The sequence below is a fragment of the Leptospira gomenensis genome (assembly GCF_004770155.1).
In the GTDB taxonomy this organism is placed as follows: Bacteria; Spirochaetota; Leptospiria; order Leptospirales; family Leptospiraceae; genus Leptospira; species Leptospira gomenensis.
Genome location: NZ_RQFA01000022.1, coordinates 15632 through 38085, shown reverse-complemented (window position 1 = coordinate 38085; position 22454 = coordinate 15632). Strand labels below are relative to the sequence as shown.

General features: G+C 47.7%; 23 protein-coding genes. 8 read left to right on the top strand and 15 right to left on the bottom strand.

Annotation, left to right across the window (positions count from 1 at the left end; all coding sequences use genetic code 11):
• Positions 1-14 precede the first annotated feature (14 nt).
• Complete coding sequence (locus EHQ17_RS04355; RefSeq protein WP_135590232.1) at positions 15-950, bottom strand: LIC12353 family lipoprotein; 936 nt, start codon at positions 948-950, stop codon at positions 15-17.
• 54 nt (positions 951-1004) lie between these two features.
• Positions 1005-1805, bottom strand: coding sequence for a DNA alkylation repair protein (locus EHQ17_RS04350; protein ID WP_135594367.1), 801 nt, complete (start codon positions 1803-1805; stop codon positions 1005-1007).
• A gap of 154 nt (positions 1806-1959) precedes the next feature.
• On the opposite strand from EHQ17_RS04350, the gene EHQ17_RS04345 reads away from it, so the two are divergent.
• Together EHQ17_RS04345 and trhO are read left to right on the top strand one after the other, a co-directional pair.
• On the top strand, positions 1960-2646 hold the full coding sequence (locus EHQ17_RS04345) for a hypothetical protein (RefSeq protein WP_135594369.1): 687 nt from the start codon (positions 1960-1962) through the stop codon (positions 2644-2646).
• A 172-nt stretch (positions 2647-2818) separates the two neighbouring features.
• Positions 2819-3922 (top strand): oxygen-dependent tRNA uridine(34) hydroxylase TrhO, encoded by a 1104-nt coding sequence (trhO, locus tag EHQ17_RS04340; RefSeq protein WP_135594375.1) that lies wholly within the window; start codon positions 2819-2821, stop codon positions 3920-3922.
• Here trhO and EHQ17_RS04335 read toward each other — a convergent pair.
• From EHQ17_RS04335 to EHQ17_RS04320, 4 genes are all read right to left on the bottom strand, one after another.
• A complete protein-coding gene (locus EHQ17_RS04335) occupies positions 3919-4833 on the bottom strand; it encodes a bile acid:sodium symporter family protein (RefSeq protein WP_135594371.1) in 915 nt (304 codons plus the stop codon). The genes trhO and EHQ17_RS04335 overlap by 4 nt on opposite strands.
• Before the next feature lies 1 nt (position 4834).
• Positions 4835-5980: a TauD/TfdA family dioxygenase gene (locus EHQ17_RS04330; RefSeq protein ID WP_135594373.1), complete on the bottom strand. Its 1146-nt coding sequence runs from the start codon at positions 5978-5980 to the stop codon at positions 4835-4837.
• A 452-nt stretch (positions 5981-6432) separates the two neighbouring features.
• Positions 6433-7446 (bottom strand): zinc-dependent alcohol dehydrogenase family protein, encoded by a 1014-nt coding sequence (locus EHQ17_RS04325; RefSeq protein WP_135594377.1) that lies wholly within the window; start codon positions 7444-7446, stop codon positions 6433-6435.
• Between the two features lie 156 nt (positions 7447-7602).
• Complete coding sequence (locus tag EHQ17_RS04320; protein WP_135736141.1) at positions 7603-8646, bottom strand: hypothetical protein; 1044 nt, start codon at positions 8644-8646, stop codon at positions 7603-7605.
• 350 nt (positions 8647-8996) lie between these two features.
• Between EHQ17_RS04320 and EHQ17_RS04315 the strand changes: the two genes are divergently transcribed.
• The gene (locus tag EHQ17_RS04315; RefSeq protein ID WP_135590829.1) at positions 8997-9395 is read left to right on the top strand and encodes a SufE family protein; all 399 of its coding nucleotides are present in this window, start codon (positions 8997-8999) and stop codon (positions 9393-9395) included.
• Between the two features lie 255 nt (positions 9396-9650).
• On the opposite strand, the gene EHQ17_RS04310 is transcribed toward EHQ17_RS04315, so the two are convergent.
• The 5 genes from EHQ17_RS04310 to EHQ17_RS20260 form a co-directional block, all read right to left on the bottom strand.
• Positions 9651-10217, bottom strand: coding sequence for a TPM domain-containing protein (locus EHQ17_RS04310; RefSeq protein ID WP_135590828.1), 567 nt, complete (start codon positions 10215-10217; stop codon positions 9651-9653).
• Positions 10218-10233: 16 nt separating this feature from the next.
• A complete protein-coding gene (locus EHQ17_RS04305) occupies positions 10234-11148 on the bottom strand; it encodes a TPM domain-containing protein (protein ID WP_135590827.1) in 915 nt (304 codons plus the stop codon).
• A gap of 40 nt (positions 11149-11188) precedes the next feature.
• Complete coding sequence (locus EHQ17_RS04300) at positions 11189-11794, bottom strand: LemA family protein (protein ID WP_425460676.1); 606 nt, start codon at positions 11792-11794, stop codon at positions 11189-11191.
• 69 nt (positions 11795-11863) lie between these two features.
• Complete coding sequence (locus EHQ17_RS04295) at positions 11864-12133, bottom strand: DUF736 family protein (protein WP_135590830.1); 270 nt, start codon at positions 12131-12133, stop codon at positions 11864-11866.
• Positions 12134-12222: 89 nt separating this feature from the next.
• Entirely contained in the window at positions 12223-12357 is a 135-nt protein-coding gene (locus tag EHQ17_RS20260) for a hypothetical protein (protein WP_281276510.1), read from the bottom strand.
• Positions 12358-12659: 302 nt separating this feature from the next.
• Here EHQ17_RS20260 and EHQ17_RS04290 point away from each other — a divergent pair, with 302 nt between their 5' ends.
• Complete coding sequence (locus EHQ17_RS04290; RefSeq protein WP_135592947.1) at positions 12660-14381, top strand: SpoIIE family protein phosphatase; 1722 nt, start codon at positions 12660-12662, stop codon at positions 14379-14381.
• Positions 14382-14629: 248 nt separating this feature from the next.
• A complete protein-coding gene (locus EHQ17_RS04285) occupies positions 14630-16030 on the top strand; it encodes an Lcl C-terminal domain-containing protein (protein ID WP_135592949.1) in 1401 nt (466 codons plus the stop codon).
• Positions 16031-16334: 304 nt separating this feature from the next.
• On the opposite strand, the gene EHQ17_RS04280 is transcribed toward EHQ17_RS04285, so the two are convergent.
• From EHQ17_RS04280 to EHQ17_RS04265, 4 genes are all read right to left on the bottom strand, one after another.
• Complete coding sequence (locus EHQ17_RS04280) at positions 16335-17261, bottom strand: DMT family transporter (RefSeq protein WP_135592951.1); 927 nt, start codon at positions 17259-17261, stop codon at positions 16335-16337.
• 62 nt (positions 17262-17323) lie between these two features.
• On the bottom strand, positions 17324-17947 hold the full coding sequence (locus EHQ17_RS04275; RefSeq protein ID WP_135592953.1) for a hypothetical protein: 624 nt from the start codon (positions 17945-17947) through the stop codon (positions 17324-17326).
• 129 nt (positions 17948-18076) lie between these two features.
• A complete protein-coding gene (locus EHQ17_RS04270; RefSeq protein WP_135592955.1) occupies positions 18077-18769 on the bottom strand; it encodes a hypothetical protein in 693 nt (230 codons plus the stop codon).
• Between the two features lie 121 nt (positions 18770-18890).
• Positions 18891-19757, bottom strand: a complete 867-nt coding sequence (locus tag EHQ17_RS04265) for a bile acid:sodium symporter family protein (protein ID WP_135592957.1) — start codon at positions 19755-19757, stop codon at positions 18891-18893.
• A gap of 409 nt (positions 19758-20166) precedes the next feature.
• On the opposite strand from EHQ17_RS04265, the gene EHQ17_RS04260 reads away from it, so the two are divergent.
• Genes EHQ17_RS04260 through EHQ17_RS04250 form a run of 3 tightly spaced genes read left to right on the top strand, consistent with a single transcriptional unit; the run spans position 20167 to position 22454 of the window.
• Positions 20167-20868 (top strand): lysophospholipid acyltransferase family protein, encoded by a 702-nt coding sequence (locus EHQ17_RS04260; RefSeq protein WP_135592959.1) that lies wholly within the window; start codon positions 20167-20169, stop codon positions 20866-20868.
• Between the two features lie 25 nt (positions 20869-20893).
• Positions 20894-22102, top strand: coding sequence for a lipase/acyltransferase domain-containing protein (locus EHQ17_RS04255; protein ID WP_135592961.1), 1209 nt, complete (start codon positions 20894-20896; stop codon positions 22100-22102).
• A gap of 49 nt (positions 22103-22151) precedes the next feature.
• Positions 22152-22454, top strand: a complete 303-nt coding sequence (locus EHQ17_RS04250) for a DUF485 domain-containing protein (RefSeq protein WP_135592963.1) — start codon at positions 22152-22154, stop codon at positions 22452-22454.

The window sequence follows — 22454 nt, the reverse complement described above, 5'->3', positions numbered from 1 at the left end:
TTCTAATATTCTTCTTATCGTTCGTTTTTCAGTTTTTCTATCTCGCGGATCAGTTCCTCTTTGCTCACTTTCGGATCGGACTTTAATTTTCGAATGAGTTCGTCCGCGGTCGCCCGTCTGTTTACCGCTTTGCGATCCACGGTTCCTTGTAATATCACCGGATCACCCGCGGAAACCGAGGGATTCTGTTTCGGATCCAAAGGCTCCAAGGTTCCTTCCTGCTGGAACACTTCCGAGAGTTTACACGGAATCCGATCCGGACCGACGAGAAAAATCATTCCGGGTTTCAGTAAATCCGTTTTCGAAAAGACCGCGACGATCCGTTCGTCGGCTTTTTTTCCCGCACGGTAAAATACGGTTCCCGCCGTTTCGTTGTCGATCGTGAGTTTCTTTTTATCGACGGTCGTCGTGGTAATTCTGCCTTGAAAAGAATCGCCTATCTTCGTGAAGATACGTTTCGAAATTTTGATCGATCTTCCGTCCGGAGAAATTTCTCCCCAAAGATTTCCGCTCGAAGTAACGTTACCCACGTCCCTTACTTTTCCGGGCGAACCCATCTCCCTCAACTTCCATTCCTTCGGATCGAATTCTCGATCACCCATGTGCAGAAGATGAAACTCCTGATACGAGGATTCCTGTAGAACGATTTCGTTTTCTCCCGTCACCAAACCGCCGCTTCGAATTCTCCATTCTTCGCGATCGTCGCTGGCCAAAAAAGAAAGACGTACGATGATCTTTCTTTCGAAGCTGAGTTCTCCGTTCGCTTTCGGAAAAATACTCAATACTTCTATCTTTACTTTTCCGTCCTTTTCCCAATCTTTTGTTTCGGAAGAAACGTAAAAACCGGAAAGGTCGGGATTCGGCGGAATCGGTTTTCCACGTAGGCTTCCCCCGCATCCGTAGAGGGTGGTATATAATAAAATTAGAATATAGACGGTTTTGTTTTTCATGAATTTTTCCAGGGTTTAGGATGCGAGGATTCTTTTGGCGGTAAAGTATCTTTTTTAGTGCGACCGCTTTTTTCGGGGGTTGGACGCGACGGATCCGATTTTTTTCTTCGGTGCGTCTTTGGAGGTTCCCGAAGCCATATATTTCCTTTTTAGGGAATCCGGAAATTTTTCGATCGTATAACGAAGCATAGTTCTCGGCATTCGATCCGCGTGTTTATCGAGAAAAAGTAAAGTCGTCGTCCGGTCCCGATCGGCCACCTCGCGCAACATCCAACCGGTCGCCTTATGGATTAGGTCCTCTTTGTCGGATAACAAAATTTCCGCGATCCGGATCGTATCCTCGAATTCTCCCGCGACAATCAGTGCGTATGTCGATACGATCGCGATACGGCGATCCCACATACGTTTCGATTTCGCCAAACGATCTAGGATTTTTCTGTCCTTGTCACGCAGATACTCTCCGATGAGAACCCTGGAACTCAGATCCACTAAGTCCCAGTTGTTTACCCGTTTCAGATTATCGAGATAAAAACGATGGATTCTCTTTTTCTCCTGCGGAGTCGCTTTGGAAAAACGATCGCAGAGAATGAGCAGAGACGTTAGTCGTTCTTCATGAACGGGTGAATTCAAAAGGATGCGGATTTCTTCGAGAGGCAAATCCCTGAATTTTCTCGCGATTTTTCTTTGTTTCGGTACGACGACTCCTATAAATACGTCGCCTTCCGCATATTGTCCCGGACCGGTTTTAAAAAATCCGGCTAAAAAATCGGCCTTGATCGGATCCGACAAACTACACAATTCCTTTTGGACATCCGCGGCGCTCGTCGCGTTTTGGGTTCGTTTTTCCGTCGGCATCGCCCCTTCATACCGGAACGTGTTCGAACCGCAATCCTATTTCAGAAAACGTACGACGGAATGGTTGACTCTTAGTTTCGTTTCGCGTAAAGTAATCGTCTTTGCGAATTCGGTAGCCCCCCGAGTTTCCTCCGAATGCAAAAAGGAGAATCCAATGTTTATCGGACATTACAGCGTCGCCTTCGTACTCAAAAAAGCGGTTCCTAAAACTCCGTTCTGGTTCCTTTTGGCCGGAGTTCAATTCGTCGATATTCTATTTATGTGTTTTGTCATGATCGGTATCGAACATATGAGATTGATTCCCGGATTTACCCAAAGTAATCCGTTCGATCTTTATTATATGCCGTATACGCATAGTTTGGCGGCCGCCTTCTTCTGGGGAATCGCGGCGTTCGGTTTGTTTTACGTTTGGTTTCCGGCGCGATCCGCCTCCGTAAAAAGGAACACGTCCCTGGCCGTCGGGTTTTCAGTGATTTCGCATTATTTTCTGGACCTTCCCGTTCATACTCCCGATCTTCCCTTGTTGTTCGACTCCGGACCGAAGTTGGGTTTTGGTCTGTGGAATCATCTTTGGCTTACGATCGGTATCGAAACAGCGATAACGTTAGTCGCCTTTGTTTATTATCTTCGGGGAAGTTCTTCGGGAGAAGGTTTTGCGGGAAGGTGGGGTATGATCCTTTACGCGTTTTTTTTCCTGGTTCTGATCATCGCCAATCCGTTTACGCCGACACCCGACAACGTATATGCGTTTTCGATTCAAGCGTTGTTCTTATACGGTTTGATCGCCTACTTAGGACATAAACTCGACTCGATGAGGAAGTATCGGGAATCAAAAATTTAGCCGTTGAATCCGAAGAGTCGCCTCTTTCGATCCGTTCCGTCAAAAGATTTTCTCACGTGCGTTCGTGGGTTTTTTCCAGTTGGCCCGTAAGGCACAGAAATCGTTTTGCGACAAGTCTCTCGTCATAAGAAAGGCTTGTCAGAAAAACTTCCGATTTCAGGATCGGGTCAGTATGGAAATCCGGAACGATTCTCAAAAGAGTAAAACGCAAAAGCGGAAACCGCTTCATAATATTTACGATAAGGAAGCGTTAAGAAAGAGACTCGATTCCGAGGCGTTCCGACGGATCACGTTATCGTTTTATCGTTACGTCATTTTAGAGGACGTCAAATCTCTGCGCGACCGTTTGTATGAGGAATGGGAATCACTCGGGGTTTTAGGTAGGATTTACGTAGCTAGGGAAGGCATCAACGCGCAGATATCCGTTCCGTCCCCCAATATGGAATTATTCCGCGCCAATCTTGAGTCGCGCGCCGTATTCAAAAATATGCCGTTTAAGATCGCAGTCGAAGACGACGGTAAGTCGTTTCTTAAATTGGATCTTAAGGTTCGCAAAAAAATCGTCGCGGACGGATTGGACGACGATTCCTTCGACGTTACGAACGTCGGAAATCATCTCGGAGCGGAGGAATTCAACCGTCATCTCGAAGATAAGAATACGATCGTCGTGGACGTTAGAAACCATTATGAAAGCGAAATCGGACATTTCGAAAACGCTTTGCTTCCGCAGTCGGATACTTTCCGGGAGGAACTGCGGCTACTTTTGGAACTTCTTCAAGGAAAAGAAGATAATAAAATTCTAATGTATTGCACCGGAGGAATCCGCTGCGAGAAAGCGAGCGCCTGGCTCAAACACCACGGTTATAAGGACGTCAATCAGCTCCACGGTGGAATCATTTCCTATGCCCACGAAGTCGCCGAAAAAGGATTGGAGTCTAAGTTTAAGGGAAAAAATTTCGTGTTCGACGGACGTCTTCAGGAAACGATCGGAGAAGAGATCATTTCGACCTGTCATCAGTGCGGATCCAAAAGCGACAGACACGTGAATTGCGCGAATCCGGGTTGTCATATCCTTTTTATACAGTGTGAGACGTGCACGGCGGCGTTCGACGGATGTTGTACGGAAGAATGCAAATCCGTACTTCATCTTCCCGCTGATAAACAAAAGGAAATTCGCAAAGGAAAGGCGAACGAAAACCGTTTTTTTACGAAGTCCAGGATCCGTCCGAAAGTTTCCGATTTATATAGGATTCAGAAAGGTTCGGAATCGGCTTAAGTTTGCGGAGTTAGGTTCGCCGTGCGTTTGGACCAAAACCAAGCGAGCAAAGCTCCCGCGATCGCGTGCCAGATTCCCCAAACGGCGGCGATGATCGCCATACTTCCCTGTCCGTTAAAAAAGGCGAAGATCAAAACCAAACCGAGACCGGAGTTTTGAATTCCCGTTTCGATCGAGATACAACGAGCGTCTTTTTCGTCCAGACGCATGGCTTTCGCGAAAAAATATCCGAGGGAAAAACCCGCCGCATTCATTAGAAAAACGTAAAGAAACACCTTGTGAATCACTCGTAAGAAGACGGAAAAATTGGCCGCCAAGGCTACGACCAAAAAGGCCGTGAAGATCAGAGCGGAGAGTATTTTGATCGGCTTTTCGATTTTTACAGCGAAATTAGGCGAAAAACGTTTCGTCGCTAATCCCAAGGAGATCGGTATCAAAAGAATCACGAGAATCGCTTTGAAGACGTCGAAAGGATCCAAGGATATTTCGCGAAGCGCCGTTTGTACGGGAGGATACAAACTTCCCCAAAAGAAAAAGTTAAAGGGAGTGGCTACGATCGCGAGCGACGAGGAAAAGGCGGTCAAAGAAATGGAAAGGGCGGTGTTCCCTTTTGCCATCATCGTGATGAAGTTCGAAATATTTCCGCCCGGACAAGCCGCAACGAGGAGCATTCCCAAAGCGACCCCCGCCGGTGGTTGCAGAATCCGAAGCAGCAGATACGTAATGAGAGGAAAAAGAAAAAACTGAGAGACGATTCCCGTCAAAGACGCTCTGGGTTTTTCGAAAAGCAGCCTAAAGTCCTTCGGTTTCAGTTCTAAGGCGATCCCGAACATGATGAAACCCAAAAGAATATTCAAAAAAACTAATCCACTTTCGCTGAAGTTGATTCGGATCGAATCTAGTTCCGTCATTTTAATCCGCCCAAGCTACGTAAATTTCGCGGGGTCCGGAAAACGGATGTCTTCCATGGGATACGGAGTAGTTGTCGATGACGAGGACGTCCCCCTTTTGCCACGAGAATAGGGAGATGTTGTTCCAGAACGCATCCTGTATTTGATTGAGTTCGCGCGTTGTGATTTCCTTGCCGTCTCCGTAACTGCAATGTGTGTCGAGGTATTCCTTTTTGGTCGTCAGTTTTTTGAGCAAGGTCAACACTTCGAGTGCGATTCCTACCAAAAATCCCCGGAAGGTTTTTTGACGTCGAAAGATACGCCAGTATTCCTTTCTCGCAGCGTCGATATGAAAGACCTGGGAATGGTTGTGCCAGGCGAGAGTTTTGAAGTCGGGATGTTTTCGCACCGCGAGCGTGGTGTTGATCAGACGAAGACCGTCTTCTCCGAACCATTCGGTTTTGAAGTTCTGCTTTTTGGAGATTTTTTCCACCTCGTCGCGGTCCTTGGTTTGGAACATTTCGTCCCAACGTTTCGTTTTCCAGAATTGAAATCGGGAACGGCTGGAAGGCCCGTCGTAAACGCGAGAATAACGGATCTTATCGTTTTCGAATTTTTCCCGAATGGTATGTGGCACTTCGTTTAATACTTTTCTCAAATCCGTAATCGGAGTTTCTCCGAACTTTTCGGGAGCCAAGCCGCAAAAGAAAAAAAGTTTTCGGGGAGGGGAATCCAAAAAACTCATCTCGGCGTGTTGCATAATCGGATACGCGGGCGGCAGCTCGGTGGCGGTAAACGCGTATTTGGTGATCTGATTGCGGGGAGAGGTTCCCAGATAATTGTTTTTAAGATTCGGATCCACGTTTAGGATCACGTCTTCGAAATCCTGCGGTGATCGTATGTCGAAACCTCGGAAAAGGATCGCTCCGAATTCTTTGAGATCATCGGTTAACGCGCGTTTGTTGGATTTGATCCAACGGATGAGATATTGTTTATCCTCTTGTTCGGGGGAATTCGGTCGATACACAACCGGAAGTTTGTTGTTCGGATCTAAGAATCCTTTTTGTAAAGGGGAAGAAACGGAAGTGGACCCTTTTTTTTTCGGAGCGGTCGTTTTGGTTTTGGAGGAAGGTTTGCCTTTCGCCTTTGTAAGAGCTTTTGTCGCCATGGTGTATAACGTCCCCTGAAAGATTTCCTGATCCTAAGTACGGATCGATTTCAAAAAAGTATTTTTTAGTATGATCAAACCGAGCAGTTTAGAGAAGGCAAGGAGTATTTATTATAACGGAATAAAATTTAATAAAACGAAATGTAGGATGTCCCGCGTCCCATCGACTTTTCATTTTTGCCGGAATGAAAATTATAACTTACGATCATTATTATCGATTTTGAGACTTTACCTTTGTTGAATTGATGTTTCCATCTGCATAAAATCTTTGTCAAAATACAACTTGAGTAATGTGCGGCCTTGTTTTATTGGATAAAAATTATCTTAAAACGGAAAAATGAATCCTAAGGAAAAGGGAGATTCTTTTACCAAAAACGATCCCGTGCGGAGTTTTTCCTCGTTTTCTTGTGGAGGAAATAAAACCCCGCACGCATGGACGGATCGATTTCGCATTAAATTTCTATACAAATTTTACCGAAGTGTTTGCCGGCCTTTAAGGTTTCGTAGGCTTTCGGAGTTTCTTCGAAGGGAAAAACTTCGTCCACGACGGGTTTGATTCCGTTGATCTGAACCGCACGGTTCATATCCTCGAAGTTGCGTTTGCTTCCGACGATGATTCCTTGTACTCGAATACCCTGCATTAGGATCGGGAAGAGGGAGAGTTTGTCGCTTTCCCCTCCCGCGAGAACTCCGATGAGAGCGATGGTTCCCCAAGGTTTGGTACTCGAGATCGATTTTTGCAGAGTGCCCGCTCCTCCTACTTCGATGACGAGATCTGCGCCTTTCATTTCCGTGATTCTGCGGACTTCCTTTTCCCAGTTCGGCTTTTGCGCGTAGTTGATGATTTCATCCGCGCCGAGCGCTTTGACCTTCTCCAGTTTTTCGTCGCTCGACGAAGTGGCGATGACTCGTGCACCGAACATTTTAGCGAATTGTAATGCGAATATGGAAACGCCTCCCGTTCCCTGCACAACGATCGTGGCCCCCGGTTGAATATTTCCGTGAGTTACGATCGCAGTATATGCGGTCAACGCCGCACAGGGAAGAGTGGACGCTTCCGCGAAGGTGAGATTTTCCGGCATGGGAACGATTCCTTCTTCTCCGAAGACACGAAGTTCGGAAAGGGTTCCGTCCAACGGACCTCCCAGGGTATTACGGAGCATATGGATATCCGGTGCTCCGTCCAGCCAAGTCTGTGCGAAGTTCGCACAAACCTTATCTCCCGTTTTCCATTTCGTCACACCGGGACCGATTTCCACGATTTCTCCCGCTCCATCCGAAAGGGGAATGAGAGGAAGTTTTTGTTTTGGATTGTATTTGCCGATCGCCATCAGATAATCCCGATAGTTCAGAGATGCGGCTCTGAATCGGACGAGGACTTGTCCGTGTCCCGGTTTCGGATCGGGGCGTTCTACGATTTTTAAATTTTCCAATCCGAATTGATTTTGAATTTCATACGCTCTCATAAAAACCGTCCTTTCGTTCGGGCGGATGTGCGGTCCGCAACGTTTCTTAAGGATCAAATTTCGGTTCGGTCTCTTACGAAAACAAATTTTTATTTCGTAAGAAAAAGAAAGCGCCGCGGGAAGGGGATCTTTCCGCGGCCGAGGACGGAGGATCGTTTATTCTCGGATGATATCCGTGTTTCCGTAATTGAAATTAATTCCGTTGGGAAACGCAGGGGTTGCGTTCTGCTGAAAATTTCCAGTGAGTCGAAGTAGATAGTTTCCGTTTTGCAGATCCTGCGGAGTGTAGAATATCTGCGAGTCGTTGAGCCGTATTCTTGTTTCGATAAACCAGACGTTTTCGGGAGCGGTTTTGGCCGAGAGATAACAGGAAGGCAAGTCGATCCTTCCCGTTCCGATCGTTTGCGAAGGATTGGCAGGATTTGTTAAACGAAGACTGACGCTCGTTTCATGTATTTCCGAAGCGAGTCGATAGTTGCCTTCTGATTTGAGTCTGTATTTTACGATCGCATAACAGTCCGCTCCGACGCATTCGAACGATACTTTCGCGGTGTAATCGAAAGGGGCTTCGAATTTTTCCGAACTTTTCCAATCGAAAACGTGGTCGTTAAACGTTGCGCCTCCGTTTGCCATTTCGCTCAGGCTGAAACCGATTTCGTTGTCCACTCCCGATCCGGCCGTATCGGTGGACAATCTCGGAACTCCCGGAAAACGATGATTGAGTGCGATCAAAAATCGAACCGTATTGTCGTCCGGTCTTGCGTTCGGTTGAAACGTTCCGGAACCTCCGCCTCCGAATCTCGCTCCCAATCTGTAAAATCGATCCGCGACCGGGCGATCAAAAACTGCGTCCACGGTGATGTCACCCGGCGTATTCGATTTTACTTGTCTGATCCGAAAGTATTCCCCTTCTTCGAAAATAGTTTCGAAATCGTATCCGGACGTGGGGCCACATCCTCCTTGTCCGGCTACCGCTTCCGGGAGAAGTCCCAGATCGACGGTTTGGAACACTTTGAGGCTTTCCGGCGAAGGTGTTACGGTGAGAAGTACGGGTTTTACTTCGTCTCCCGGCGGAGGAGGCGGATCGTTTTGGTTCGGAGAACCGAGCGTCGGATCGGCGATCAACAACGAAGTCGCCAATTCTTCGAGTTGAGCCAGATCTTTGACCCGTGCGTCCTCGGAGCAGGATGAAAGGTTCATTATATTCAAAATAAATACTATACTAATGTAAATCTTCGCGATTATTTTCCGAGACATGTTTTACCTTTCTCTTTCGCGGAATTTTCCCGCAAAAATAAATTTCCGAGCGAATAGGGTTCGCGTCGGAGTTATATCTTCAAACCGAACTGAATCCGGTTTTTTGCAAGGTGGTTTTGGCGAAAACGGCCAAAAGGAACGAGTCGCACGAAAACGGAAGAAGGACGTTTCGATGGGGAACCAAGTCTCCGCCGTTTCGCTTTGAAAGCTGATTTTTCATCCGTCGAGTTTCGTCCTTTTGCGGTTTTCTGATTGCTCGGAGACCACTTTTCAAAAAGCTGGGACCAGGGATCATGAGAGGCATCGAAGAGATACAAAGGGAAATCGTTTCCGAATTTTCGGAATGCACCGACTGGGAAGAACGATATCAATTGCTCATCGAAATGGGGGACGAACTCGGTTCCCTTCCCGAAGCCGCGAAAACTCAGGAACGTCTGGTGCCGGGTTGTCAGTCGAGGGTTTGGATCGTTTCCGAAGAAAAGAACGGAAAGATCCGGTTTCAGGCGGACAGCGATTCCACGATCACGAGAGGTATGATCGCACTTTTGATCCGTGTTTTTTCGGACCGCACGCGAGAAGAAATCAAAAACGCTTCGCTTGATTTTTTAAAAGAGATCGGTTTGGACAAACATCTTTCCATGTCGAGACGCAACGGTCTGTATTCGATGGTCAATATTCTCCGCAATAGCTAAACGGAAAAAGGAATCGAATCCGGTTTTCTGTCAATAGTCTTCCGAAGACGAAACTCGAGAATTCGGTTTTGTGTTTGCCGGCCTTCCCGCGATCGTCGCGGTTCGTTGTATCCTCGTACGGAGATTTTATTTTCGTCGGCAGTTGGTATTTGTAACGGAAAAGAGAGCGGCGGTTCTTCGTTTTTCTGCCGGGTGCGTCGTTCCCTCTTTGTCGGAACGTCGATCCCGAATCGTAAGGAGAGCGGTTTTCCTATTCTATCCGATGATTTCGGGACGATCGGGAAGTTCGTTCGGATTCGTTTTTCCCGCAGGAAAATGTTTTCGTAAAAGTTCGGTGAAGGTTTCCACGGCTTCGATCACTGCCTCCGCATAAACGCCTTTTGCAAACCCGGACCGCAGCTTACCGCATATTTCGTCTAACGTGTTTTGTCCGATCCTTTGGTAGATGCCCCGGTCTGCGAGAAGTTCTATCTTTTTTTCCGCCAGTTGAACGTAGATCAGGATTCCCGTATTTTCCTCGGTGTCCCAGATCCGTTTTTGAGAGAACAATTCCCGGGCCCTTTGTTCGGAGGTAATTCCTTTCCACACGAGAGTAAGGGGCAAGGTTCCTTCCAAGATCACAGCGATTTCTCCGCGATGTTTCGTTTCCGACTTTGCGACCGCGTCTTCGATCCGTTTTAGGTCTTCTCTCGTAAAGTAGCGTTTAAAAAACACGGAGGAAGTTTTGTCCGCAGAAGTTCGAAACGCCGAAAGTACGGAACTTCCAAGATGAAGGAAAGTTCTTCGGATTATTTCCACCGCGGAAGTTTTGTTTTCTTTCATCGAAGTTCCATTCTCCTTACCAACTTCCCGAGGCGCCTCCGCCTCCCGAAGATCCGCCTCCGCCTCCCCAGGAACCTCCTCCTCCGGACGACGATCCCCAAGACGAACCTCCTCCGATTCCGCCTCCGTTGGCGAGTACGAAAAACCAAAGCAACAACGCCCCCGGAATTAGGAGCCAGAATGTGATCGACCAGAAAATTCCCAAAAGAACGAATAGAATCGCTCCGATGCCCCCCGATACTCCGTTTCCTAAAAAAAATCCGAACACCTTTCCCAAAACGACAAGAATGATGAACGCTGTCACGAGTCGATTGGGAAGTTCCGAATCTTCTTCGGACGTTTCTTCCTCGCGGTTTACGTCGTTTGGATCGCTCCCGCGGACCTTTCCGTTAGCCGCCGGCAAATCTTCTCCGTCGATCTTTTCGATCAACCGATCGATCGCTTCGGAGATTCCCGTATAATAATCTCCTTCCCGAAACTGAGGAATCATAAAATCGGATATGATCCGTTTGGCGATTGCGTCCGGAACCGCTCCTTCCAAACCGTATCCTACTTCGATCCTGGTTTTGTGGTCGCGTAGGGCGACCACGATCAGGATTCCGTCGTCCGTTCCTTTCCGTCCTAATTTCCATGTTTCAAAGGTTTTGACCGCGTATTCCTCGATACTCCAGTTCTCGGTGGAACCTACGAGAAGTACGGCGATTTGACTTCCCTTTCTCTTTTCGAATTCGACCAAGGTTTTCGTCAGGACGGCCTTTTGTTTGTCGGTGAGTGTGGAAGTCGTGTCCGTGATCTGAGTTTGTAGAAGAGGAATCTGTGGAGCTTCCGCAATCCATTCCTCCCGAAACGAAGGCGTTATACCGGGATTTCCCGGTTTCGGATTCCACCCCGTCGCGGAAAAAAACAGGACCACAAAAAGAAACGCGCGCATATGTGGGCGAAGTAGTTTCAATTTTTTGAATATTCTGCTTTTAGAATTTTACTTCGGGCGGTTTGGAGATTTCCTTTTCGTTTTCCACCGTGAACGAAGGTTTGGTTTCGTATCCGAAAATTTTTGCGGTCAGGTTGCTCGGGAATTTTCGGACCGTGCCGTTGTATTTCTGCACCGACTGGATGTACCGGTTGCGCGCGACTGTGATCCTGTTTTCGGTTCCTTCGAGCTGCGCTTGTAAGTCCCGGAAATTTTCGTTCGATTTGAGCTGGGGATAATTTTCCGCTACTACGAGCAGCCGGGAAAGGGCCGAGGTCATTTGAGATTGGGCCTGCGCGTATTTTTTGAATAGTTCCGGATTGTTCAGAGTTTTTTCATCGGCTTGAATCGACCCGATGCCGGCACGTGCACGCGTTACTTCGGTTAATACTTTTTCTTCCTGTGTCGCATATCCTTTGACGGTATTGACGAGATTCGGAATCAGATCCGCTCTTCTTTGGTATTGGTTCAATACTTCCGCCCAAGACGCGAGGACCGCTTCGTCCTCTTCCTGAATCGTGTTGTATCCGCAGTTGGATGTCACGGAGAAGACAAGCAAAAGGATCGCCGCGGTCGAAAACAATTTGGGTGCGAATTTCGTTTTCAAAAATGATTCTCCTTGAAAGGAAATATTCTTTTCCGTTTAGACCCGGACGTAAATCGAATTTTCATTTTTTTAGAAGGGGAAATCCTCTTCTATGTCCGTAAAATCGTTTCCGTCTCCGGAATCGGAGGCGTTGAGTTCGGATTTTTTTTCCGGATTCGGCTCCGATATACTTAAGGAAAGATAGTTTTTTCCCGTCGCCGACTTACGAATCCATCCTGCGAGTCGATAGGTTTTTCCTTCTAAGAGCACCTTACCGGTGTAATCCGGTTGGGTTTCTTTCTCTTTGGATGCGTTGCTGAAGAGACTTCCTTTTTTTTCCTTGAGTGCGTATTCCGCCATGTTCGTTTTCTCCTTGGATTCTAAAATCATTCGTTTGCTGTGGCCGCGTGAGCGCGTTTGGTTCGGGTCCGGTTTGTAATGTTTCGGGTTTAGGCGGCTTCCGATTTTTGGTTTGTTCGTTTTTCGAGCGCTCGTTTGCGGATTTCTTCGATCAGCTTGTCCGCGAGAATTTCCGCGAGTTCCTCGATTCGTTCGTCCATCCATTGTGTGTTCGGTGTTTTCATGGTTTGTCGGCTCCTTGTTGAAATACAGATTACGATAGGCCCCGGACAAAAAAGAGGAGGGACCTTTTTTTTGGGGAATTTTTTGGGAGAAAGGAGGGAGTTCCCGCACAACTTTGACGGAAAAATCATCGGCTTTGCGAAAAAGCCGCCGAAAGAACTTCCGCGCGCATCCGGTCGTCCTTGTCGTCGTGCGGGAACTCCTTGCCGGCAGAACCGGAGATTCTTTTTTAAAGTTCCAACTAAAAACCTTTGACCTTTGTCGCCAGAGGAAACAATAAAGGCTGAATTTTTCGGAAAGCAAAATGCGAATCGAGTCGGAATCGTTCGAGTTGGAAAGATACAGGGACTTTTTTCTTCACAGTCCCGAGGGAATCTGGTGTTTTTATCTGGACGCTCCCATCGCCACGGATTTGCCGCCGAAAGTACAGGTGGAACTTCTCCTAACACGCGCTAGACTAGCGATCTGTAACGACGCAATGGCGAAGATGTACGGATATTGTGCCGCTTCCGAAATGATGGGATTGTCCCTTTCCCAGTTGATTCCCTCCGATTCTCCCGAGGACCTGGATCATTTGTATCGTTTCGTAACTTCCAAATACAATATGAAGGACGTCGAATCGAAAGAGTTGGATCGATTCGGCAATTCGAAGTATTTTTTGAACAGCGTGGTCGGAGTTGTCAAGGATGGAAACTTGGAACACGTGTGGGGATCCCAAAGGGACATCACCACCTTAAAACAAACGCAGGATCACCTGCGTTATTCGCTCTTTCTCCAAAGTCAACTTACGGAAATCTCCAAAAGTTTCATCACTCTTCCACCCAAGGAATTGGACGGGGCCGTCCGGGATTCCATAGAAAAAACCGGAAGAATCTGCAACGCGGATCGGGCCTATATCCTAGAATATTCCGAGGCCAATAAATATCTTTCCAACACATACGAATGGAGCCGGGAAGGAATTTCCTCCTTCGCGGAATACTTTCAAAACATACCCGTGGAAAATATCCCCTCGGAGCGGTTCGAAAGGATACGAACGTTCGGATATGTCGCCCTGAATTCGCGGGAAGAGATCGAAGGAGAGGATTCCTTTTTGCGGGAAATGATTCTTTCGAGAGGAATCCGTTCCTTGCTCATCATAGGACTTCGATACGAGGGAAAGGAGATCGGCTTTTTTGGGATGGATATGTTGACCGAGGATCGGGTTTGGACCGAAGAGGAGATTTCCATCCTGGGATTGATCGGGGACTTGATTCTACTCGCGTTCGACCGTAAGAAAAAAGAAGGCACGTTAAACGCCTTTTACGATCGAATGCACTACGACCTGGAACTGGGAAGACTCACACAAAGGTCCCTCGTGGATCGGACGTTTCCGGATTCCCGTTTTTTCCGGATGGAAACGTATTTTCGTCCCTTTGAAAAAGTGGGAGGGGACGTGATCAGCACGATACAGAATCGGGACGGAAGCGTGGACATACTTTTTGCGGACGTATCCGGGCACGGGATTTCTTCCGCGATGGTTTCGGGAATGGTCGTGATCTCCTTTAAGAATTCCGCAAGAATCGGACTGAGTCCCGCACAGGGATTGTTTCGAATCGTGGAGGATCTCAAACCCTTGGTATTGGACCATCATATTTCCGCGGTGCGCGTGAAATATATTCCGGAAACGAAACGCTTTCTCTACTCGTACGCGGGGCATCCTCCGATCTTTTTGTTTCGGGACGGAAAACGAATCGAACTCGACGGGATGAATCTTCCTTTGCTCGCGTTCGAGGGAGCGCAGTACTACGATCAATCCATCGATCTTTTGCACGGGGACCGGGTCGTATTTTTTTCCGACGGAATGTATGAAATTTTCGACGGACAAGGAAACATTTTGGACCTACCCGGATTGACTTCCATTCTGGAAGAATATTTGGACGCAGACACGATCGAGGATTATATCGATCAGGTTGTCTCGGATCTTTTCTCCTATTCCGGGGGAAATTTCGGAGACGATATCGCCTTTTTGGTCTTGGATATCTATTGAACCTCTCCGACCTCGCGTTTGTCCCAGGAACTTGACGAGAAATCGGCAATTTACCAACCTGGCAAAAAGAAATAGGGAAACGGCGAAATCATTTTGAATTCGATTTTATAAAAAACGATCAACCGATTATCAATCGATTGTTGAATGAACGGAACGACATCGATCGATTCCGGCAGATCGAAGGTTGCGTTTCTTGGATCGTTCCTTTTTTTCGAAGGAGAATTCGTCGTTCCAAACGGCAAGGCGTCATGAGTTTATCGAAAGGGTTTCGGATTTTATTGTGCTTTTCGTTTCTCGGTTGTGCGCAGGCCAGCCGAATCAATTTGGACGCGTCCTCGAACGCAGGTTTGCTGCTCCAAGGCGGTTTTAATTTCGTTTTCGGATCCAACGGCAACGAATTGACCGCGTTCGAATTCCCGGGTGTGGAAAATTATCTCGTTCGCTCGTATCCGGGAGTCGTAACCGAAACCGAAATCGCGGCGAGAGTTCCGTTCGGCGCGACAAAACGTCTAAAGGCGGCGTTTACGGTTTCTCCGGGAGCGTATGTGTTCGTAAACGGAATCCAACAAATCAGCGGCGTCACCGAAAACGATTTTTCCTCTCCCGTGATTTACATGATCGTCGCAGGAAACGGAAACGTCCGATCCTATACCGTAAACGTCGGAGTATTCACTCCGATTTCGGACGCGGGACAAGTCGAATGTTCGGACGATTCGTTGAATACCATTCCCTGCGGAAACACGACCTTTCCGGGACAAGACGGGGATTATGCGGGAATCGCGCCTTCGTTTCAAAGAGTGGGGGCAGATCCCGTTCAGCCGGTTGTATACGATAAAAACACCGGACTCATCTGGAAACTCTGTCGGCAGGGGACGAACGCAGTGGATTGTACCGCGTTAGGCGCAACTGCAATGACCTACTCCAACGCGGTCAATTCCTGTGCCGCGTTAAACGACACCGCGTATGCGGGAATTCGCACGTGGAGACTTCCCGACATTCGCGAATTGTTTACCCTCGCTTCGTACGACAGGGATCCTCCTTACATCGACGTCGCAGTCTTTCCGGACGGGAACAATCAGGTTTGGTCCGGTTCGAAAAGCGATCCACTTTCTTCCACTCCGTCGCGGTGGACCTTGAATTTTTCGACGGGGAACAATCAAAGCTCCTTCGAATCGGTCGCGTTAGGCGTTCGTTGCGTATCGGGTGGAGAATATCCGGTTCGGAGTTTTATCGATCGCGGAGACGGAACGGTTTTCGATCAGAATACGGATCTTCTCTGGCAGAAATGTATGGTCGGGAAAGCAGGTGATAATTGTCAGAACGTCGTCAACGATCTTTCGTTCAGTTGGCAGACCGCTCTGACGAACTGTGATACCTTGAACCTGGCCGGGTTGCACTGGAGAATGCCCAACGTACGCGAATATCTTTCGATCGTCCGATACGATTTACCTTCGGGAACGACTTCCATCGACGAGACCGCGTTTCCCAATACGCAGACGAACACGCAGTATTGGATGAGCAATACAAACCATTATCCGGGAAACGAAGGCGCTTTTATGTTCGATATCGGTTACGCGTTTCTTTCCAGCAGCGATCCGATTTATTCGCAATCGGTTCGTTGTGTTACGGACGCGCCCGTTTCGCAGTGATTTCGGTGGAAACGCCTTTTTCGGTTCTATCGTTTCGTGATTTTCGAAATGCGCCCGGTTTCGTATAACGTATTCTTTCGTTCTATCGAAAATTCGCCGTCCCCAAAAAAACGTTCCCGAACGAAACGATACGAACACGAGGCGATCCAAAATCGGTTCCGATCTTCGATCCTTCTCGAACGCGCGGTTGCGCTCCGATTTTGCGAATCTCCGAACCGTAAATTCAATAATCCTAATTTAGAAGCCGACCGATGTCTCGTTCGATCGATAGTGAAGATTCGCGGATATTTCCGTTGAATCGTTGTTAGACGTTTTTGGTCTGCTCCGTCGATTTTTTTCTTCCTATGGAAAGAACGCCCGCGAGCACGAGGATCGTTCCCGTCAAACCCGAGGAAGTGATCGGCTCTTCCAAAAAAATCCGGGCGAGTAGAATCGTGGAAATCGGTCCGACGGAACCGATGATCGCCGCCCTTCCGGAACCGATCATCCTAATACCTTCGGAGGTGAAATACGCGGGAATCACCGTGGTCAAAACTCCCAACGCCAATCCGTACGCGTACACCGGAAACGGTTGAACGAGTAAACGCGGATCCTTGACTAGAAAAAAATGCAGAATTACGATCAGACCCGAAAGTAACATCAGATACGAGGTGAACTTTACCGAACCGATTTTGGGAATGAGCGATTCGCTTCCCACGAGATAAAGTGAATAGGCCACCGCCGACGCGAAAACGAATAACACACCTTTGACGGCGTCCGGCCCCTCGTTGCGAATGTCTCCGAGAAAGGCGACGACGATTCCGGAATACGTAAGAACGATCGCGAATATTTCGGCTAACTTTATATTTCTCTTATATAGTACGGAGCTGATTACGAGAACGATGGTAGGATAAACGAAAAGTGTGAGTCGTTCCAGTCCTGCGGATATGTATTCCAACCCGATAAAATCGAAAAGACTGGCGAGGTAATAACCCAGGAATGCGAGGATCAGGATCAAGCCCCAGTTTTTTTTCGTCAATGGAACCGAGTTTTCCCGTTTGCGGGAACGGACCGCGATCCAAACGAAAAACGGAACGGCAAACAACATTCGTAAAGTCAGTGCGGTGATCGAATCCACGTCGTAACGATAGACGAGTTTGACGAAAATGGCTTTCGCCGAAAAAAACACGGCGCCCGCCAAAATGAGGGAGGCGCCCAAAAACGGTTTCCATTTGGATTCCGAAACTTCCATACATCCATCCTGGAGATACGTTTCCGTTCCGAAACAAAAGTTTCCGCACAACCGGGGCTCTTTTATAATTTTTCCAAAGTTCCCGTTGCGGCACCGTTCCAAATCGTCGTTCCGGCGGGTGATCCAGTGACGGACGAACAATGGACTCCCATCGACTCGGCGGAGTTATAAATGTAGAGGATGTCACCGGCGTTCGCGGTGAAGTTCACGGTAAGTCCCGTAGAGATCGTTCCCGTTTCCGTGACGGAATTTCCCGCAGGAAGATAATAACTCAATTCCCTTTTTTGAGAAGTGTACAAAGTTTCACCGCAACGTTCCTGTCTTCTTCCGGGAAGTGTTGTGAGTCGGTAGTTTCCGCTCGTAAGAATCGTTACGGTTGCGCGACCGTCGTCCATGCCGCAGACGTTTATCGTACGATCGCCCGCGTAACTTAAAAAAACTAAAATTCTTTCTTCAGAAACCGAGATTTGCGGATGAGCCAATGCTATGTCGGCCGAACAACGAGGGGCGATCATGTTGTAGACCCTCCAGATCGCCATCATCTCGTTATCCGATAGATCCGAAAATTTTTCGGATATGTCAACGAAGGGATCTTCTTTTTCGCCGTCGTCGAAACATGCGTGATTGAAACACACGATCGAAAGAATGAAAAGAAGGGAGACTTTTCGTCTGATATAAAATTTCATAGGGACAGATTTTTCGCCCAACGTGACCGGTCCATCCTTTACCGAAACGAAAAAACGCTTCCAGTTTTTGATTCAGTAAATATCTTTCTAAGGATTTGCAGGAGGCGAAAAAGGCGGATGCAAACGCGACTAACGTTCCCAGGGGTTTTTACGGAAGACCTCTCCGTCTTCGCTCAGGGACGGAAAAAAATCGATTCCCTCCGCGCGGTTTTTTCGTCTCCATTCCTTTACGTCGCGGATTTTCAGATAACAATCGCTTAGAAAAAGAGAATGGCCGCATCCCAATAGATGGTAACCTTCGTGGATCAACGTCCTTTCGGGACCGCCTACGATCCAATGTGTAATCGTCCTCGTCTGCCCCAGGATATACCCTCTCGTGCCGGTCCGTGTTTCCACGGCGCCTAACACTTGAAAGCTGGGAATTCCGAAAAACGCGAGAAAAATGCCGACGATCTCGAAAGCGGTATCGCTGAACTTTCCGCCCGCGACCGCGAGGAGACGATCGCACCCGGAGGGAAGGGGCGCCTGAAACACCTGGTCCATAATCGCAAAACCGGTCCAACCGGGGCGTTCCCAGTCGCGTATTTCCGGAATTAGTATTCTAATTTTATAAAGTTCTAATTCTTCGTTCCAGGCGGAAATCATGGCGGAAAGTTCTTCCTTGTCCACGTTTTTGTCCTTCCAGACGCAGATACGTAACGTTTCTTCGCCGCCGAAATCCACGTTTTTGCGGATCGAATCGCGGTGGAATCCCACCGTGGTGCAGGAGAGGAAGCATAATAAAATAAGTAGGACGGATTTTTTTAGGGGTTCTGTTTTCACGAGGATCGTTTTAACCCTTTTGTCTTCTTTTTCGAGTGAAAAACGAACCGGTTCGGTTCGTTCGGACGGAATCACATTCAGAAAAACGAATGTGATTCCGTATAAAGGGAAAAAACCCGTTTTAGGTTTCGTCGGGTGTTCTGTGCATCCAGGCGGAAAAAATCCCGCCGGTCGCGAACATGATCAAACTGTAGATCGCGGACGGAACCGCCATCGCGGGATTTTGTAGGATCGTGGAAGCGATCGCGATTCCGAGGGTTCCGTTTTGGATTCCCACTTCGATCGTAATCGACGTTCTTTGAGATTTCGTAACCTTCGTCAAAGTAGCTCCCATATAACCGAGAGCCATGGTGATCAGGTTCAAGGCGAGGGCAGCCGGGCCGACTTGGATGAAGAAGGGAATTATATTCTGACGTTCCCGGACGATGGCCCCCGCGATGATCAATACGAGAAAGAGACCGGAGAGTATTTTCACGGTTTTTTCGAACTTTTGGGAAAGGTCGGGTCGTTTCGCGTTTAAAAGCATTCCAATCGAAACGGGAAGAACAGTGATCAGAAAAATCTGCAATATGGTTTGCGGGATATTGAGCGCGATCATCTGTCCGGATCCGAGAAAATGATTCATCGAAAGATTCAAAAGGAAAGGAATCGAAAAAACGGTGATACAGCTCGTGATTGCGGTTAACGTGATCGAAAGTGCGACGTCCCCTTTCGCCAAATGTGTGATCAGGTTGGACGTGGCACCTCCGGGACAAATCGCCAAAAGCATAAGACCTACGGCGAGTTCGGGAGCGAGTCCGGAGTAGTCCGCGATGAACCATCCCACGACGGGAAGCAGAATTAATTGAAGCGTCAATCCTGTGATTACCGCTTTCGGGAGAACGAAAATTCGTTTGAAGTCGTCGATCGTCAAAGCCATTCCCATACCGAGCATGATGATGGCTAACGCAACTGGCAGAAACACTGCCGTAAGCAAATTGGATTCCATTGGATCAACCTATTTTTTTTTGATTCAAACTCTTTATGGGATGGGAAATTTCCGGTCGATCGATTTTTCATTTTTTCAGAATTTTACCGGTTCTTTCTCAAACGAATTCCGGTTTAGGAAAATCCTCGACGGAGGAAGGATACGACGTTCGAACGCCGAATAAAACGATCGGGGAGGTTTTTTATCGAACGGTCGGACGAAAATTTTTAAAATAGGAGGGGGGTTCGTGTGCGCTCGTTATGCGGGAATCGACGGATTCCCATTTTAGAAATCTATGATTTACTTCTCCTTAAAAAAACGTTTCTTTGCGACCGACGAAAGATCCCGAGTCGGTTCACACATTCGATACGAACGATTCGATTCAAAAAAGAGGTGATGAATTTACGAATTCGAAAAAACCTCGTGTTACATGGAAGAGTCTCCTAAGAAGGACGAGAAAAATTCCTTCAAAAGAAAATTTTTGATCTGGTTGATTCCTTTTTTGGTGGTCAATCTTCAGAGGCTGATCGGTTTAACTTCAAAAAGAATCGATATCGGCGACGAAAGTCTACAACGGATTCGCAGGGAAAAAAAACCGTATATCCTTTCCATCTGGCATACGAACGTTTTGTATTCTCCTTATTTAAACCGAAATGCGGGAGCGGCCGTTTTGATATCCGAATCCAAGGACGGGGATTTTATCAACGAAGTCGTCCATCGTTTCGGAAACTACAGCATACGTGGAAGTTCTTCGAAGGGCGGTTCCAAGGCTTTGAAGGCGCTCTTCCAACATCTCAAAAAAAATCTTCCCGCAGCGATCACACCGGACGGACCGAGAGGTCCCGCGTTCGTCGTTCAACCCGGATTGATCGCTTGCGCCCAAGTCTCTCAGATTCCGATCATCCCTTTTCACTACGAATGTACACGTCAGTGGATCGCGGAACGTGCCTGGGATAAACATAGGATTCCGAAACCTTTCACAACCTTCGTCGTTTCGTACGGGGAGCCGATTTACGTGCCGAGGAACTTGGACGAGAAAAGTTTCGAAGATACGAGGCTGAAAGTGGAAAACGCCATGCTCGACAACCGTCGGCGTTGTATCGAAAAGGCAGAAGAATTAAGAAAAATTTAATATTATAATATACGATTCTAAGTAAATGGGGGTAACGTACAATAAAACGCGGAGTCGAATCGTTTTCCTTTTTTCGATTTTACTCTTTTCCCTTTGTTCGGTTGTCGGCGGTCCGGGAGGTTCGGGGCCGTGGAAACGAAACGCGTTTCAAAACTCCGTATCGGCCTTCGGTGAAGCGCTTCCGTTGGTGTTCGTGCCAGGATACAAAGGTTCTGAACTGATTCGCAGGGACACGGACGGATCGACGAGCCGGATTTGGTTGACCCCTTGGCAAGCGTTGAATCTGACGGTTCCCGATCTGACCTTACGTGAAAACGACGGAGTCGAGGTAGGAGACGTTTTGTCTTCGGTGACTTTGATTCCGTATTTGATAGAAGCGCAGATTTATCGTCCTTGGCTCGATTTCGTTTCTTCGAGAAGGATAAAAACGTACGTTTTTCCGTACGATTGGAGGAAGGACAACGGGGAAAATTCTCTTAAGCTGGAGACTTTTTTAGAACGAGTGCGCTCCGAAAATCAAGGCGTATTACCCGTGTTAGTCGGTCATAGCAACGGAGGGAATCTTGTCCTGTCCGTTCTCAATCGAAAACCGGATCTCGCGTCCAAGGTCGTTTTTGCGGGGGTTCCGTTTCGCGGAGGAATCGGTTTTATGCGGGATTTGGTGGAAGGGGTTTCCACGGGTCTGAATCCGGAAATCGCGGGCCCCTGTGTCGTTGCCAGTTTTATCGGAGTATATACTTTTTTTTCGAGAGGGGAAGGATTCGACGTCGAAGACGGATTGAAGGACGGACAAGGTAGAAAAATAACATTCCGTTTTTTTAATGCTTCCGATTGGGAGAATTTCGAGTTGGGTCCGTATTCGCACGAAGCTCATTGCGAACCCGCGCCTTCGCCGAAGGAGTTTCAGAAACGTTTGGATTTGGCGAAAAAATTCCGGGATTCTCTCTCGCCGGTACTAGGAAAACGTTATCCGAAAATTCTCGTCGTCCACGCCCGGAACAGACGAACGATACGGAATTTACGGGCGGGAAACGATCCCGACCATTGGTTTTGGGACTTTAAGAATTCTGAATATTCCCCGGGCGACGGGAGGGTTACATTCGAGAGTTCGATTCCGCCTGAAGGGATCGAATACGAAAGTTTTATCAGCGAGGAGGAACATTCATCGTTGTTGAACGATCCTTCCGTCTGGAAAAAAATCGAAGTCTTTCTGTTCGATTCAAATTCTTCTTGAAGGTTTTTTAAAAGTTCCTAATTTGCTCTCCCAATCGAGGGAAACGCGAATGAAAATGACTCCGCAAGAACTGATCCAAGATCCGGATTTCAAAAAATTGGTCCGAACACGTTGGATCGTAAGTTTCGTATTGTTAGGTTTATTATTCCTTTTTTATTACGGCTATATCCTGATTGCCGCGTTTTACCCCTCTTTTTTCGCGCGCAAATTCGGCCCGTTCTCCAATTTCGGAATTTTGACGAGCGCCGCGGTGATATTTTTTTCCTGGATTCTAACCTTGGTCTACGTCGTTTGGGCCAATCGTTTCTATGACAGAAACGCGGCACGACTCAGAAAGCGGACGGAGGACTGA

Excerpts from the sequence above, each read along its gene's own strand:
- EHQ17_RS04355 (WP_135590232.1), bottom strand. The coding sequence starts at position 950 with ATGAAAAACAAAACCGTCTATATTCTAATTTTATTATATACCACCCTC.
- EHQ17_RS04350 (WP_135594367.1), bottom strand. The coding sequence starts at position 1,805 with ATGCCGACGGAAAAACGAACCCAAAACGCGACGAGCGCCGCGGATGTC.
- EHQ17_RS04345 (WP_135594369.1), top strand. The coding sequence starts at position 1,960 with ATGTTTATCGGACATTACAGCGTCGCCTTCGTACTCAAAAAAGCGGTT.
- trhO (WP_135594375.1), top strand. The coding sequence starts at position 2,819 with ATGGAAATCCGGAACGATTCTCAAAAGAGTAAAACGCAAAAGCGGAAA.
- EHQ17_RS04335 (WP_135594371.1), bottom strand. The coding sequence starts at position 4,833 with ATGACGGAACTAGATTCGATCCGAATCAACTTCAGCGAAAGTGGATTA.
- EHQ17_RS04330 (WP_135594373.1), bottom strand. The coding sequence starts at position 5,980 with ATGGCGACAAAAGCTCTTACAAAGGCGAAAGGCAAACCTTCCTCCAAA.
- EHQ17_RS04325 (WP_135594377.1), bottom strand. The coding sequence starts at position 7,446 with ATGAGAGCGTATGAAATTCAAAATCAATTCGGATTGGAAAATTTAAAA.
- EHQ17_RS04320 (WP_135736141.1), bottom strand. The coding sequence starts at position 8,646 with ATGAACCTTTCATCCTGCTCCGAGGACGCACGGGTCAAAGATCTGGCT.
- EHQ17_RS04315 (WP_135590829.1), top strand. The coding sequence starts at position 8,997 with ATGAGAGGCATCGAAGAGATACAAAGGGAAATCGTTTCCGAATTTTCG.
- EHQ17_RS04310 (WP_135590828.1), bottom strand. The coding sequence starts at position 10,217 with ATGAAAGAAAACAAAACTTCCGCGGTGGAAATAATCCGAAGAACTTTC.
- EHQ17_RS04305 (WP_135590827.1), bottom strand. The coding sequence starts at position 11,148 with ATGCGCGCGTTTCTTTTTGTGGTCCTGTTTTTTTCCGCGACGGGGTGG.
- EHQ17_RS04295 (WP_135590830.1), bottom strand. The coding sequence starts at position 12,133 with ATGGCGGAATACGCACTCAAGGAAAAAAAAGGAAGTCTCTTCAGCAAC.
- EHQ17_RS20260 (WP_281276510.1), bottom strand. The coding sequence starts at position 12,357 with ATGAAAACACCGAACACACAATGGATGGACGAACGAATCGAGGAACTC.
- EHQ17_RS04290 (WP_135592947.1), top strand. The coding sequence starts at position 12,660 with ATGCGAATCGAGTCGGAATCGTTCGAGTTGGAAAGATACAGGGACTTT.
- EHQ17_RS04285 (WP_135592949.1), top strand. The coding sequence starts at position 14,630 with ATGAGTTTATCGAAAGGGTTTCGGATTTTATTGTGCTTTTCGTTTCTC.
- EHQ17_RS04280 (WP_135592951.1), bottom strand. The coding sequence starts at position 17,261 with ATGGAAGTTTCGGAATCCAAATGGAAACCGTTTTTGGGCGCCTCCCTC.
- EHQ17_RS04275 (WP_135592953.1), bottom strand. The coding sequence starts at position 17,947 with ATGAAATTTTATATCAGACGAAAAGTCTCCCTTCTTTTCATTCTTTCG.
- EHQ17_RS04265 (WP_135592957.1), bottom strand. The coding sequence starts at position 19,757 with ATGGAATCCAATTTGCTTACGGCAGTGTTTCTGCCAGTTGCGTTAGCC.
- EHQ17_RS04260 (WP_135592959.1), top strand. The coding sequence starts at position 20,167 with ATGGAAGAGTCTCCTAAGAAGGACGAGAAAAATTCCTTCAAAAGAAAA.
- EHQ17_RS04255 (WP_135592961.1), top strand. The coding sequence starts at position 20,894 with ATGGGGGTAACGTACAATAAAACGCGGAGTCGAATCGTTTTCCTTTTT.
- EHQ17_RS04250 (WP_135592963.1), top strand. The coding sequence starts at position 22,152 with ATGAAAATGACTCCGCAAGAACTGATCCAAGATCCGGATTTCAAAAAA.